The organism is Luteimonas rhizosphaericola, assembly GCF_029888045.1.
Classification (GTDB): Bacteria; Pseudomonadota; Gammaproteobacteria; order Xanthomonadales; family Xanthomonadaceae; genus Luteimonas; species Luteimonas rhizosphaericola.
The window spans coordinates 53,761-67,516 of record NZ_JARXRN010000029.1 but is presented as its reverse complement, the minus strand read 5'-3'; the positions used below and the strand labels follow the sequence as shown (position 1 = coordinate 67,516).

Sequence of the window (13,756 nt, the reverse complement as noted above, 5' to 3'; positions counted from 1 at the left end):
ATCCGCGGCGCCGCTACGGATTCACCCAGTCGTCGTCTTCCTGCGGCCGCGGCGTCGGCCGCGGCAGCTTCCGCCGGATGCGGTCGGCCCGGATCCGCTCCCGTACCGCACGGCGCTCTGGCGTCCCCCGGCAGTGGCGCACCGCCAGCACGCGTTCCACGATGCGCTGGCCATGGGCGATGCCGCGGCATGGCCCAGAGGTTTCCGGGTAGAGCGGTGGATCCGCCGAGATCCGGACGTGGTCGCTGCTGACCCTCGCCACCCACCCATATCGCAGGTAGAGCACTGCCGAGTCCGCGCTAACCGCCCACCAGTAGGCGGGCGGCAGTGCGTCGGGCGATTCGGGCGCGTCGTCGGCCATGCGGCAAGAGTAAGCCCGGCCGTCGCACGGCGAGAGAAGGCGCCAGCCGCGCCCCCTCCGGGGCGCACGCACGGGCTGGGAGGAGCTCCGCAGGTGTGGCCGCGTCGCTCCGTGCGCTGCTGGCAGCGCAAACTGTGCACGTCACCCGCGGCCGTTACCGTGATCGGTCCCTCTATAGCGACATCTGCAGGCGTCTCGTGCCTTGCAGTCCGTTCACTCATCGCCCAACACAGCAAGAGGCGAGTCGAGCGACCTCGACTCACCCCAACGCGGATCAACCCATCCCGGGACAGACCAGAATGGGAACCGGCTCGCTCGTGCACAACTCTTCGCCGCCACCCGCGCTACTGCATCCAATGATCTCGCCGGTGCCCGGGAAGCAGCCCGCCCATCCCCCGGGCGGCGTCGGGTCGTACTGAGGCGGGATGCCACCAGGGCCACCACCATTGGCATAGGTGTCGCCAATCGCTTCCGCAGCTTGCTTGAACGTCTGCCCGCATGCCTTTAAGAACTGCGTGTCTATCGAAGCTCCGCACACGGGGCCGATACAGGTCTTGACGGGGACACGGACGGAGATCACTTCACTATCACGTAGTTGATTGCCATACGTCTGATGCAGCTTCTGGGCAATCTTGTCCCACTTGTCCGAGAACGAATCGGAGGGGGAAACAGTCACCAATGGAGCAACGACCGAAGGTACAACCGCGCATGCTAGCGCCACCCCAGAAACGGCGATCGTTAACCACATTACTGTAGTTGTCTTCTTCATTGATCCTTCCTTGTGTTGTGAATTCCACTTCAAACTTCGATGCGCTACGAGCGACTGGCAGCCGCTGCCCTTTCAGCCTCCTTGATCTGTCGAAGAAATTGGTCCAGTCCCGGTCGCTGGTCATTACCTAACGCTGGTAATCCGCGTCGCCGCCGTTGCAGCTCCAGGTTCTCTATCACCTGATGAGCGAGCAGGCTCGCCAGCATCTCCTGTTCGCTGGTCAATGGCGGCTTGACTCTCAGATGTGCATTCCAATCCCCACGGTGCGCGGCGGCGCGGAAGTAAGCTTCCGAAGTGACTGGATCGGCTGACCCATGAAGTCGGCCAAGCGTTTCCAGTGCGTACGTAGAACCCGAGATAGCCGCTTCATTCAAGAACTCAACGGCTCGTTCTCGGTTGTCCGGATGCTGCCGTGCATACTGTTCGGCAGCAACTATCTCAATCGCTTCGATGCCGTCTCGATGATCGAAGTCCAGTTCGCTGGCCATGAACTGCGCAGCATCTGATCTCGCCGCGGCGCTCGGATAGCGATTGCGGCGGAGCCACTCCACTTCGGCCTCGCTACGCGGCTCAAGAAACGGGTCTCCCATTGAGACCTCATATCCCTTCTCTTCCTTGCCCGATCGCGACCGCTGACGGGGTGACTCGACCGCGGAAGATGCCCCATCCGGCGCTCCGGAGTACTCGCTATTGGGCACGGCGACGATCTCGTCGCTCGCAGGCGCATCGGTGCGATCATTCTTGAACCACAGCAAGCCTGCAATCAGCGCAGCGGCCGCGACGACTCCAAGAATCCATGTCTGCCTGCTGGTCATGTGTGCCTCCATTCGCACATGCTTCGCTGGAATCTATACCCACAACGCAGCGTGGTGCAAGCAGCCTCCGCTGGGATCAGCCGCGAGGAGGGTACGGGTCATCGCCGCAGGTGCGCTCGTCGCGCCACTTGCCTTCCTGCCCTTGGATCCGGACACCGGTCGGCACCCCATGCGCCTGGTGATGGGCCTTTGCTACTCCGGCCGCATGATCGATCGCGTCCGCCTGCAGACGGAAAGTCCTCGAGGCCGCTTCCCCCTCCCGCTTCACGGCCCAGTCGCCGCCGGCCACCACCACGAACCAGTAGATCCTCGCCATCTCGCTTCCCCTCGCCTGCGCCCCAGCGGCGCGCCGCCAGCGTCCTCCGTGCGACCTGACTGGGAAGTCGGGGAAGCCCGCACGGCGGTGTAGGGAAACTCCGAATCCGCCCTCCGGTTCCAGCGGAGCGTGAATCTGCAGTTTCACCTCGAGGCCTGTGCGCAGGGCTCGCGCCGCGCAGCTGCGGGCGTAGTCGATCGCGCGATCCCGCTCGGTGAACTCGGCGTCCAGCACGCGGTCGCGGGTGACGGACCAGTGCCCGGCGACGTCGGGCATCACATCAATGCGGACGCTCAAGCCGCCAGGCCCGACGCAACTGCCAGTTCGGCGCGCTCTTCAGGCGAGAGCGTCCGCTGCCAGCAAGCGAAGTGGGCGAGGTCGCCAACGTACAGGCCGGCTGCATACAGTGGCGACTGACCGATGCCCCAGTAGGTTCCGCCCCAGATCGTTCCCTGCAGGGTGTTTCCTGTCATGGTCTGCGCGACACCGTCGACGTCGACAAAGGGCGACCCGAGCGCGTTCCGACCCCACACGAGAAGGTGTGGGGCGCCATCCGTCAATCCAGCCCCCAGCGCATACGCATGTTGGTTGCTGTTGCTCGGCGGGTTATGCCCGAACGAACAAACGCTGCCATGCACGCCCACCGCGGTCGTCGATGAGGAACGGTTGATCGCCAAGAAATGACGCGGCGTGCTCCCGGCGCCTACGTCCTGATCGAGGATCAACATCTGGGAGCCTGTGTGTGAGGTGCGTAGCGCAATGCAACAGGTGAATTCACCCCCGCCCGTAAGGACCCGGGTCGCCCGGACTCGATTCGCGTTGTTGGCCGTACCGATCGAGGTGCCTGCATCGCCTGGCAGGATCGGCGGCCTGCCGAGCGTGGGCGAGCCGAGGTACGTGCCGTCCGCGCCCGCCAGCGCATGCGCAACCGATCCCTCGGCCTCGTCCATCGGCAAGTAGAGCAGCGGCGACATGGACAGCAGCACCTCGCGGAACGCCCCGCTCGTGCTGCCCATCAGCCGGGCCTGGTGCGCCAGCAGGCTCACGCGTAGGCCTCGCCCAGGTCGGCGTCGTACGTCGTGCCGAAATCGTCGGTCGTGGCGATCAGCCGATGGCGCGCGCCCAGCATGGCCGGGATCGCGAAATCACCGCCCCCGCGTTTCAGGAAAGAGGCCGGGAACGTCACGGTGTAGGCCGTGCCGGCGCCCTGCTGGATGCGCAGGCTGATGGTGCAGGCCTGGGGCACGTTGATCAGCGCGATGGTCGTGTTTTCGGTGAGCGTGGTGGTGAAGTAGTCGCCGAGGCTGGCGTCCAGCGTCGTGGTGCCGCCGCTCGACGAGACGGCGGTCACCACGTTTCGATCCACGCCGGGCGCCGGAACCGGCTGCTGCACGGTGAGCTCGAGCGGATCTTCGTCCGCGAATGTGCCGCCACTCAGCTGCAGCGTCACCGCGAGCTTCGTGTAGCCCAATTCATCGCTGATGCTGGTCACCTGCCAGCGCTGCCAGTTGTCGCGGGCATCGGTGTCCGCGGTGCCCTGCAGGTAGACGTAGCCGCCCACATTCAGCGCGGCGAACACGGCGGCCAGGTCGCCCGCCTCGCCGTCGGCATCGTTGATATACAGCTCGGTGGCAGAGCTCGGCGTGGCGTGGTTCCAACGCACCATGCCCGCTCCGGGGTCGGCCTCCGACGTCGCGGCCATGTCGGCCTCCATCGGCAGCCGCAGCGCCAGCACGGCGCCACCGTAGGGCGGGCCGCTGGTCAGCAACGGCAAGCCCACGTTGGCGTCCGCGCCGCCGCCCTGGAGGGCGGGAAGCAGCTCGAGGCCGCTCAGGGGCACGGCGGGCGGCGGCATTTGGGAGATACGTGGCATGTCGCCTACTCCATGATGATCGGTTGGTCGGTTTCGGTGGTCACCACGCTGTCGTCTTCGGCCAGCAACGGGGCGCCGACGCTGAACTCGCGCACCTGCGCCTGCCAGCTCTCCAGCCCGTCGCGCACGGCCACTACTTCCACGCGCGCCAGGCCGGCCCCTTCCGGGACCCACGTGGCAGTCGTGCCGGTGATGCCGGTCTGCTCGTCGGCCAGCGCGTCGTTGAGATAGGCGCGCAGCGTGTACGTTGTGCCCGCCTCGGGGCCGACGCTGTCGACCTCCGCGTCGAACAGCTGGTCCGCCTGCGCCACGCGGTCCCGGTGCGCCCAGGTCGCCACCACATCACCGACGACTGCCTCCGGATCGGACAGGCCGTTGATTCGGAACTTGGCCGGCGGGTAGGGCCTGGCGGCGCGCTGGCCGAGGGTGACCTCCAGAGCCGTGACGTCTTCCGCGGGTCGTTCCTGGGTGCCGGTGCGCGGCAGCAGCTTGGCTTCCACGGTCTCGGCCGTGGCGTATTCCACCTGGTCGGTGGCCGCCCAGGCGTCGAAGAAGTAGATGCGTTCGCCGGGCGCATGCTTCACGGCGACGGTGTCGCCCACGCCGCGACCGAATTCGGCGGCGCCGGTGACCAGGTCCAGCGCGACCACGCGCACCAGCTCGCTGCCCCACAGGGCGGCCGTGCCGACCTCCACGCGCGCGAGCAGACTGCCGCCGGCCAAGGTGAAGCCAGTGTCCGTGTACCCGGCGCCCTCCACGACGATGGCGCTGGGGCACCAGTCGAAGGTGCCGATGCGCTCGAACTCGCCGCCGACGGGCCGCGTGAGCAACGCGTAGCCCTGTCCGTTGCCCGGCTTCACGCCGGTGGCAAGGATGAACCCCGCGTCCGCGTCCAGCGCGGCCAGGTCGCCGGCGCTCAGCACGCCCGCCAGCTCCACGTAGGGTGCTTCGAACAGCACCTGGTGTGCCATCGGCTCCGGGATCGGGCTCGGTGCCGGCACGCTCGGCTCGCCCGTCACGTACACGGTCGCGGGCATGGCGAAGATGTCCTGCACCGCGACCAGCCGGATGGCGCCGCTCTGCAGCGTGCCGCGGTCGATGTCGGCGACGCGGCACACCATGTCCGCGATGCCCCGCTTCGGCGACTGCAAACGGAACGCGTGCCCCTTGCGCCAGTTATAGGGCTTGCGGTTGGTGGTCTGGTTGAATCGGCGGGTGGGCGTCGACTTGTTGTGCAGGTCACGCAGCGCCAGCCGGTTGGCGAGCGCCTCGTAGGGCACCTCCGGGTACTCGCGCACCTCGGGATTCACGCAGCCCAGCGTGTTGATCGCAGCCAGCGCATGTACGTGCGGCGTGATGCGCGACTGCTTCGTGTCCGGATCGAACCACTTCACCGCCACCTGGTTGACAGCATCGTCGCGGTTGGTCGGGTCTTCCTGCCAGTCCAGAATGTCGTCATCGGTGAGGATCGGCAGCGCGTCGATCTCGGCCGGCGACAGCTCGCGGATCAGGTCCAGGTACCACCTGCCGTTGTAGCGCGAGCATTCGGCACCGATCAGGTCCAGGATGCGCTGGCGGAACTGCTCGATCGTCTCCTGGGCGTGGTTGTACTTCGTGCAGATGCCGAAGCCTTCCAGGTACAGCCGATCCGCGGCCGCGGTGAAACTCGCCTCATCGATCGATGCGATCGGCTCGCCCTGCAGATTGGTGAGGCTGTCGTAGATCACGTGGGCGGGGTTCATGCCGATGAACTCGCTGCCCTGCCCCTCCATCGCGATGCCGGCGAAGATGTTGGTGCTGCCTGCAGGAATGCCGTCCAGAACCTTGAGTGCCACGGTGACCTTACCGAGCACGTTCACGGTCGCGCGCGAGTGGAAGTACTGCAGGCTCTCCATCTCCACCGGCACGCCGTCCACCCAGAGCCATGCGCCGTCGTCGTGGAAGACGGCGAGGGTCAGCTCGCCGAAGAACGTGATCTCCCGGCGGATCCACACCGCACGGCCGATCAGGCCGCCGACGAAGGTACCGATGGCGAGCGTGCTGCCTGGAGGCACATTCGACCCGAATCCGCCCGGCCCGGTCGCCCAGCCGCTGTGGTCGTAGTCGGCCGACGAGTAGTCCGCGGTACTGCCCGGCGCTTCGACCTGGTAGGCCCAGATGCCGTCGTATGGAAGGTCGAAGGATTCAAAGACGATCTTGGCTTTCTCCGGGTACCAGCAGACGTCGTCCAGCCACCCCTCGTAGATCCGCTCCGTCAGCACCGAGATCGCCTTCGGATACGGGTTCCCAGCGCCATACCGCCCGCTGTTGAACTGCAGCAGCGCCACGCCGTTGTGGTTCGACGGGTCCGGGCCCATCGCGGTCTGGAAGAACACGTTCGGCTCGGCGTCCATCTCGCCGAACATGACGTCGAACGTGCCCTGGATGCCGCCCTCCTTTTCGTCGCCGCCCCACAGGTTGGGCGCATCGACGGTGATGCTGCCGCTGGCGGTCAGCTCACCCACCCAGGCGTCGACGTCGCCGCCGCGGATCTTCAGCAGCTTGTCGAACGGGCCTTCGTGCAGGGCCAGCTGGAAGAACGGGTGGTACCAGTAGCTGACGGTCTGCTTCTTGCTGCTACCCATGGGCGCGGCCCTCGCACTCGCGCGCCCACTCCACGAGCTTCGCGGCCATGCCGTCGCCGGTGGCCAGCAGCTGCTCGGCGTCGATGCCGTGGCGCAGGAAGGCGGCCCAGTCCAGCCCCTGGGCGCGGAACCACGCCCGCGCCTTCGGCAGGCAGTAGCCGGCGCGGTCGTTGAAGTACGGGATGGTGCGCAGGTGGGTGCTGGTGACGATCACTTCTTGCCCTGCTTCTTCCGGATCGGCTCCGGGTCGCCGTTGCTCCACGCGGTCCACTTCCCGTCGTCGGTCCACACGCGGCCGTAGATGCGCTCCAGCGCGGCGCCGTCCTCCACCACCGGGGCCTGGCCCTCGGCGGGCTTGGGCGGCTCCACCTTCGGGCGCATGGCCCAGCTGATCAGCATGGACACCACGAACAGGACCAGTTGCACCCACCAGGCCGCCGCGGGCTCGCCGGGCGCCGGCGGCGGGCGCAGGCCCAGCACCTCGACCAGCAGGAGGCTGCCGCTGATGGTGGCCACCACCACCGCCGCCCAGAAGGCGGTGACGCGCGTGGCCTCGCGATGCTTGTCCAGCACCAGGTAGCGCGCCATCCACCAGCACCAGCCGGCCTTGCGGCGCGCGCGCGCGGTCAGCCCCATGCCTGCGACCTCCCCATCGGGCTGTCGACCGGCAGGTACTTGAACGCCGGGTAGTTGCGATCGTTGCCGCGGGCGGTGCACGCGTCGAGGTTGTGCGGGCAGCCCCAGTAGGTGCGCAGCACCCGGCCGGCCAGCAGGTCCGGCGCGCCGTAGTCGATGGTGATGGACGTGCCGAGGTGGGCCAGGATGTTGCGCGACTCCAGCAGGCCGTTGTCGCGCGTCCAGCGGATCAGCCCGCCCTCGAGGCCGAACGGCGAGGCGCCGAACTCCGGCGCGGTGAGCGTGAGGCCCACGGCGTCGGCGCTCAGCTCGGCCAGGAACCAGAGCGGCTCGGTGTACACGGTGACCGCGTCGTCCACGGCCAGGCCGCTGGCGTCGTCCAGCGTGAGCACGTTGCCGGCGATCGAGAGCACCTCGGCCGCCTGCAGGTCCTCGCCGTCCAGCCACTCGATGGGCCCCGGCGCCAGCGGCCGCGGCGGGTCACCGGCGAGCGCGATGGTCACGTCGCCCCCGTCGATCGACACCACCGTGGCGGCCACCGCGATCGGCTCCGGGTCCAGGTTGCACTGCATGTAGCCCTGGCTGTACAGCGCGACGCCGCAGTTGCGCGAGATCCGCTTCGCCCGGCCCGCGGTGCGCGCATTGCTGCGCGACGGGTCGCAGGTGAGCGTCATCTCCACGTCCTTGAAGGACGGAGCGAGCACGCGGCCGCTCCACTCCTCCTGGATCTCCTCGTCCGGGTCGCCGAGGTGCGTGGTGGCGATGCTCACGAACACGCGCGTGCTCGGCGGGTACGGCCGCCACCAGCCCAGCAGCACCTGCGTGGGCGGCACGTCGGTGGCGGCCGGGTCCAGCAGCGCCGGCATGGTGATGGTGACCTGCGCCTTGCCGCTGCTGGCGGTGTCGCGGATCGGCGAGTGGCTGATGCCGCGGGCGGCCTTGTACAGGTCGCCGCCGAGGGTCAGGTCGCGGTCGGTGGAATTGAAGCGCTCCACCAGCGGGCCGTGCTGGAAGGTGTACAGCGCCGCCTTGCGGCCCAGCAGGCGCGAGAGCTCGAACAGGCTAAACCCCATGGGCCACCTCGCCGCGGAACTCCAGCGTGGTGCGCACCACGTCGCTGGTCCACCAGCGCAGCACGTTCACATCCGCCTCCTGGCGGCACAGCTGCAGGAAGGCCACCTGCGCCACGTCCACGGCCAGGAACGCCGCGGGCAGCGCGCTGTCGAGCGTCACGCGCTCGATGGTGGCGCTGAGCTCGGTGGCCCCGGTGATGCGGCGGTAGTACGTGGTGCCGTTCCACAGGGTGATGCGGATGTCGCGCCGGTTCTGCGCCGGCGCCGCCAGGCTGTAGCCGGCCCAGGCCACGTCCAGCGCGCTGGCGCCCAGCAGCACGTTGCCCACCACGCGGAAGTCGTGCGCCAGGCTGGGCACCCACAGCGCGCCCCAGCTGCCGCCCAGCGCGTACAGCAGCGAGCGCAGCTGAGCGGCCGCCTCCAACCCCTGCACCGTGCACGCGACGCGGATGCGGTTGCGCGGCTGGCCGGCCTGGTCCACCGCGAACGGCAGCGCCAGGCCGTCGTCGACGGTGGCGAAGGTGCGCTCCGGCACGTCCAGCGGATCCTGCGTCCACTCCAGCGGCAGGTCCAGCACCGGCACGCCGCGGTACGCCAGTTCGCCGAACGCGGCCGGCCATGCCACCGCGGCGTCCGCGCGCCACTTCACCTGGTAGGCACCGGCGTCGCCGGTGAAGCGCGGCAGCTCAAGCATGCCGTCCAGGCGCGCCAGCAGCGCCGGGTAGACTCGTGTGCCGGCGGGCCAGCTGGCGGCGAGCGGCTCGGCCAGTTCCAGCGCGTCGTCGGTCAGGCTGTCGATCGCCACCAGCGCGTGCTGCCGAGGCGTGGCGCCCACCAGCAGCGCGTGGCCGCCGGCGGCGAAGTGGCGCCAGCGGGTATCCAGCCCGATGGTGGTGCCGCCCAGCGACAGCGGCGCGGCCAGTGCCTGCCCTTCCATCGGCCACGGCACCCACCAGCGGCCGTCGCCGTGGGCGTTGAGCAGGTTCTCCAGCCAGCGGCGCTCGTCGGCCTCGGCCAGGCCGTCGAACGTGAGCCGGACGTGNCGGATCCGGCCGCAGCCGGATCCGCTGCTCCGGGCCGGTGGCGGCCGGCAGGATGTCCGTGCGCGAGTCCAGCTGCTCGACGAACTCCCCGCCGGGGAAGAACGGCCAGGGGACGGGGTCAGGGAGTGCCATTGCGGACCAGCGCGTCCCAGTTGTTGCGCACGTGGGTGAGGATCACGTCTTCGCCATCGGCGCCGGCCAGCGCGTTGGCCACGGCGCGGTCGCCGATGGCGACCACAGGCGTCTTCACTACGGTTCGGCTGCTCTCACGCGCCGAATCCATGCGCGCAGCGAGCGCGGCCTCCTGCTGTTTCGTGCGGATGGTCTCGCCTTCCTCGAGCACGGCGGCGACCTCCTTGTTGCGCAGCCCGGTCAGCCCTGCCTGCCCGCCGCCGTGATAGTGGGGCGCGTTCCCGAACACGATCGGGTTGATGTTGTGCCGCTGCATCTGCAGGGCGCCAACCATGCCGCCGCCGTGGGCAGCCCCGAAGCTGCCGAATGCAGACGCCGTGCGCATGATCGCCGCGGCGGTGGTCGCGGACGAGATGAGTGCTGCGCCAGTCGCGGTGCCCGCCGCCGTCAGCGTGGCGCCAGCCGTCGTCGCGCCCGCGGTGATCGTGGCAGCCGCCGTCGTGGCGGCCGTAGTCTGGATCGTCGCCGCCGTGGCCGCGGACGTCGCCTCGGCGCTGGCCTCCGCACCTCGGTTGGCGAGCCTGCCCACCATCGACCGGATGCCGCCCACGATGGACTTCGTGAAGTCCTGCGTCACCACGTCGTACACGCCGCGGGCGAAGTCGCCGATTAGCTGCTTGACCATCTCCAGGCCGGTCAGGCTGCCCTCGCGCAGGTTGGCCCAGAAGCCGTCCAGTGCGTTGGCACCGGAATCGGCAATGCCCTGCCCCAGCGTGTCCATAGACGCGCGGATGTTCGAGAGCTCGATGTCGATCCCGGCCAGCGCCTGGATGGCCGCTGCATACTCGGCGGTGTCCGGCGACAACGTGCCGAGATAGGCGAGCTGCGCCTGACGCAAGTCGCGCAGCTGCTCCAGGGCCTCCCGGCGCAGGTCGCCGAGGCGACGCTCGCCCTCGATGTAGCCGAGCGCGCCGGCCTGCACCTGCGCGCTGATTGAGCCTTCCTGCGCCGACAGCCCCGAAGTCACGCGCGCTACGGCGTCGTTGATCTCGTCCGACTTGGCCTTCGCGACCAGCCGCTCGATCAGGTTGCGCACCATGGCCTGGCCGGCGGCATCGCTGTCCGCCTCGAGGCGCTTGAACAGCTCGCGGTATTCCTCCTCGAGCTTGGCGCGCGCCACGCGCCCGGTGTTGCCGTCAAGCTCCAGCAGCGCCAGCTTCACGTCGCCGAGCTGCTTGGTCAGCGCCTCCTCGGCCTCCTTCTGCTCGCGCGCGGCGGTGGCGCCGATCTCGGCGCGGTCGCGCAGCAGGATGGCGATCTGCTCCTCGAGGTCGCGGCGCTTGCCCAGGTCCTTGGTGACAGCCAGCTCGTTGCGCGCCTGCTCGATCTCCAGGTCAATCGCCTGCTCCTGCAGCTGCTGCCGACTGGCGAAGTACTCCCGGAAGCCGATCTCGCTGCCCTTGTACAGGCGGTCCAGCTCGGCCAGGGCGCGGGTGACAGAGTCGCGCATCAGCGCGTTGGAGCGGGCGACGGCCTTGCCTGCCTCGCCGCCGCCACCGCCACCACTTCCACCACCGCCGCCCTGCGAATCGGCACCGGTCAGCACGTTGCCGAAGTCCGGCCGCGCCGGCGCCTGGGCGCCGAATTCCTTGTACAGCGCCGGGAAGCGCTGCTTCAGGTAGGCGCCGATGCCGAAGACGTCCTTCGGGTCGCCGCCGGTGGCGCGGGCGAACAGGCCGGTCTGCGACACGTTGCGGCCGAGGAAGTCCTCGGCGTCCGAGAAAAGCTGCCGGGCTTCGCGCGCGATCCGCCCGATGCCACCGGCCACGTTCACGGTGAGGCGCGCGATCTCCACCAACGAGGAGATCATGTCTGCAAAGCCCTGCTTCGCTTCATCCGAGCTGAGCCACGTGGCCAGCTCGCTTATGGCCTCAGCTAGGTCACGGCTCGCGCCCTCGGCGGTGTCCGTATCGCCCACCAGCTTCGTCAGCGCATTGCGCAACTGCGTGACAGAGCGAGACACCGTAAGCGGGAGGCTCCCGAACTCATCGTCGATCTGCTCGGCACTGTTTCGAAGCGCCCGAAGCAGGATCTCGGCGCTCACCTTGCCGTCATTGACGTACTGGCGCACTTGCCCGGAGTGAATTCCGAGTTCGTCGCCAAGCGCTCGGACCAAGCGACCGTTGGTGTCGACGATCGTGTTGAACTCTTCCGCCCGAAGCACGCCACCGGCGATCGCCTGCGACAGCTGCCTGATGCCATTCTCGGTGTCCACCGTGCTCGCGGACGAAACGGCGAACGACTGGCTGATGGTCTTCGTCAGCGCGAGGATGTCATCCTGTGCGAGGTCAGTCGTCTGGCTCAGTCGAGAGTAGAGAGCTACGACCGCGCCCCACTCCGCCGATGTCTCCTGAGCGATTCGGAACGTCTGCTGCTGGGCCTTGTTGAACTCAGCTTGCGATTTCGTCGCCAGGCGCAGCTGCCCGGCAAGATTCGCCGCCTCATCGGCGAGGCGAACATAGCCGCCCGCTGCGCGCATGGCACCGTACAGGGACACGATCCCCAGCAGCTGCTGCCGCACCGAACGGAGACCCTCCTGCCAGCGCGACGTGCCCGGCGCCACCTGCGCAGCCTGCTTCTTGACGCTGGCGAGTTCGCCGCGCAGCAGGCCGAGGCCCTGCTTGATGTCGGCCAAGTCGGCCGAGATGCGGACGCGGAGGTTGGGCCCGTTAGTCATCGAAGGTCTTCAGATATTTGGCCCAGGGGTTCCGATCGAACTGCGTCGCCGCGCGTACCAGGATTGCCAGCTCGCGCTGCCGGCGCCGATGCCGGCGGTGTGCGGCCCGGCACAGCTGGCGCACCTGCGCGAGGGTGTAGCCGCGTATCTCGGTCAGTGAATGCCCGTGGGAGACGAGGAACTGGACGAGGTCACTCCACCCCCACTCGCTTGATTTGCCGCCTGCTCGGGCAGTGGCACCTTCGGCACCAGGGACACCATCGCCCGCCAGAAAAAATCGCGATTCACCCGCACGATGGCGGTGGCCAGAGTCACCATGTCCGTGATGCTCTCGCCGCCGCTGATGAACTCGACAGGCCGGCCGGTCGCAATAGCGGCCGCGCGGAACAGTGCCTCGCCATGGGTCTCGAGCACCTCGATCAGCATGGCGTCGTCGCTGACCAGCCACGACGGATTGCGATCTCCGACGAATTCGGCCATCAGCGGCTTCACCAGCCCCGAGAACTCACGCATGGCACCGAGGGTGAGCGGCCGGATCTCCAGCCGCTCGCCCCGGTAGACCACCTCGACCGGTGCCGGGTCGAGGACCTCGAGGTCGTCCGACATCAGTCGACCACCACGATCTGGAAGTACTTGGACAGGCCGGCACCCTTGCTGGTGTCGGACATCAACGAGCCGTTGACCTCGCCGGCGCCGTACTCCTCGCCGATCAGGCCCAGCTGGCTCATCACGGCTCCGGACAGCTTGTGCCCGATCACGCGCACCTGCTTGCCGCTGCGCGCTTCGTTCAGGCCGACGAAGATCAGCGTGTACTGCTTGGCCGCGTTGACGAAGGCCTCGGTGACGCTGTGGGCGTCGTAATCGTAGTCGACGTCGATGTTGGCGGCGCCGGCCACCGGATCCACGATCGCGCTGTCCTCCGGAATCCACAGGCCGCCGTTGTCGAGCACGTAGTCGTCGCCAGCCACGTACGGCGTGCCGCCGCCGGCCGGCTCGACGGCGTCGATCACCGAGGCGTACTTGGCCAGCGGCGTCCAGCCGCCCTTGTAGGCCACCACGGCCTCCGCGCTGACGGTGCCGGCGGCGACGTCGGTATTGCTGGCGCGCAGGAACCGGGCGAAGTTCTCGCCCTTGAAGTCGTGGAACGTGAGGCTGAACTGCACGTCGTTGACGCGGTCGATGCGGTTGCGCAGGCCGCCGCCGGGCTGGGTGTAGTCCGGCAGCTGCAGGGTGTTGACCTGCGGCGAGAACGAGAGCGCCGAGCAGTTGCCCACCGGCAGGAAGGGCGCGGCGCTGCCGTATTCCTTCATCAGGATGTGGCCGCTGCCCACGTAGCTGTAATCGGGTGCTTCCATTGAGGTGTACCTCGGGTGATGC

The 13,756-nt window shown here is 68.4% G+C and carries 14 protein-coding genes; all 14 read right to left on the bottom strand.

Annotated features, from left to right (window positions below):
• Nucleotides 1-13: 13 nt before the first annotated feature.
• Complete coding sequence (locus QFW80_RS16825; RefSeq protein WP_280603229.1) at nt 14-361, bottom strand: hypothetical protein; 348 nt, start codon at nt 359-361, stop codon at nt 14-16.
• A 274-nt stretch (nt 362-635) separates the two neighbouring features.
• Entirely contained in the window at nt 636-1,130 is a 495-nt protein-coding gene (locus QFW80_RS16820; protein ID WP_280603227.1) for a hypothetical protein, read from the bottom strand.
• Between the two features lie 44 nt (nt 1,131-1,174).
• Nucleotides 1,175-1,945: a hypothetical protein gene (locus QFW80_RS16815; protein ID WP_280603225.1), complete on the bottom strand. Its 771-nt coding sequence runs from the start codon at nt 1,943-1,945 to the stop codon at nt 1,175-1,177.
• 76 nt (nt 1,946-2,021) lie between these two features.
• A complete protein-coding gene (locus QFW80_RS16810; protein WP_280603224.1) occupies nt 2,022-2,537 on the bottom strand; it encodes a DUF2188 domain-containing protein in 516 nt (171 codons plus the stop codon).
• Between the two features lie 17 nt (nt 2,538-2,554).
• Nucleotides 2,555-3,307: a hypothetical protein gene (locus QFW80_RS16805; RefSeq protein ID WP_280603223.1), complete on the bottom strand. Its 753-nt coding sequence runs from the start codon at nt 3,305-3,307 to the stop codon at nt 2,555-2,557.
• A complete protein-coding gene (locus QFW80_RS16800) occupies nt 3,304-4,134 on the bottom strand; it encodes a hypothetical protein (protein ID WP_280603222.1) in 831 nt (276 codons plus the stop codon). Before QFW80_RS16800 ends, QFW80_RS16805 begins: the two co-directional genes overlap by 4 nt.
• A gap of 5 nt (nt 4,135-4,139) precedes the next feature.
• The gene (locus tag QFW80_RS16795) at nt 4,140-6,758 is read right to left on the bottom strand and encodes a phage tail protein (RefSeq protein ID WP_280603221.1); all 2,619 of its coding nucleotides are present in this window, start codon (nt 6,756-6,758) and stop codon (nt 4,140-4,142) included.
• Nucleotides 6,751-6,972 carry a hypothetical protein gene (locus QFW80_RS16790; RefSeq protein ID WP_280603220.1) on the bottom strand — a complete coding sequence of 74 codons (222 nt, stop codon included), beginning with the start codon at nt 6,970-6,972 and terminating at the stop codon, nt 6,751-6,753. The genes QFW80_RS16795 and QFW80_RS16790 overlap by 8 nt, the downstream gene beginning before the upstream one ends.
• Nucleotides 6,969-7,394 carry a hypothetical protein gene (locus tag QFW80_RS16785; RefSeq protein ID WP_280603219.1) on the bottom strand — a complete coding sequence of 142 codons (426 nt, stop codon included), beginning with the start codon at nt 7,392-7,394 and terminating at the stop codon, nt 6,969-6,971. Before QFW80_RS16785 ends, QFW80_RS16790 begins: the two co-directional genes overlap by 4 nt.
• Complete coding sequence (locus QFW80_RS16780; RefSeq protein ID WP_280603218.1) at nt 7,385-8,467, bottom strand: phage BR0599 family protein; 1,083 nt, start codon at nt 8,465-8,467, stop codon at nt 7,385-7,387. The genes QFW80_RS16785 and QFW80_RS16780 overlap by 10 nt, the downstream gene beginning before the upstream one ends.
• Nucleotides 8,457-9,404: a hypothetical protein gene (locus QFW80_RS16775; protein WP_280603216.1), complete on the bottom strand. Its 948-nt coding sequence runs from the start codon at nt 9,402-9,404 to the stop codon at nt 8,457-8,459. The genes QFW80_RS16780 and QFW80_RS16775 overlap by 11 nt, the downstream gene beginning before the upstream one ends.
• A gap of 224 nt (nt 9,405-9,628) precedes the next feature.
• Entirely contained in the window at nt 9,629-12,337 is a 2,709-nt protein-coding gene (locus tag QFW80_RS16770) for a tape measure protein (protein WP_280603214.1), read from the bottom strand.
• Nucleotides 12,338-12,532: 195 nt separating this feature from the next.
• Nucleotides 12,533-12,985, bottom strand: a complete 453-nt coding sequence (locus QFW80_RS16765; protein ID WP_280603212.1) for a hypothetical protein — start codon at nt 12,983-12,985, stop codon at nt 12,533-12,535.
• Nucleotides 12,985-13,734 carry a phage tail tube protein gene (locus QFW80_RS16760; protein ID WP_280603211.1) on the bottom strand — a complete coding sequence of 250 codons (750 nt, stop codon included), beginning with the start codon at nt 13,732-13,734 and terminating at the stop codon, nt 12,985-12,987. The genes QFW80_RS16765 and QFW80_RS16760 overlap by 1 nt, the downstream gene beginning before the upstream one ends.
• Between the last annotated feature and the right edge of the window lie 22 nt (nt 13,735-13,756).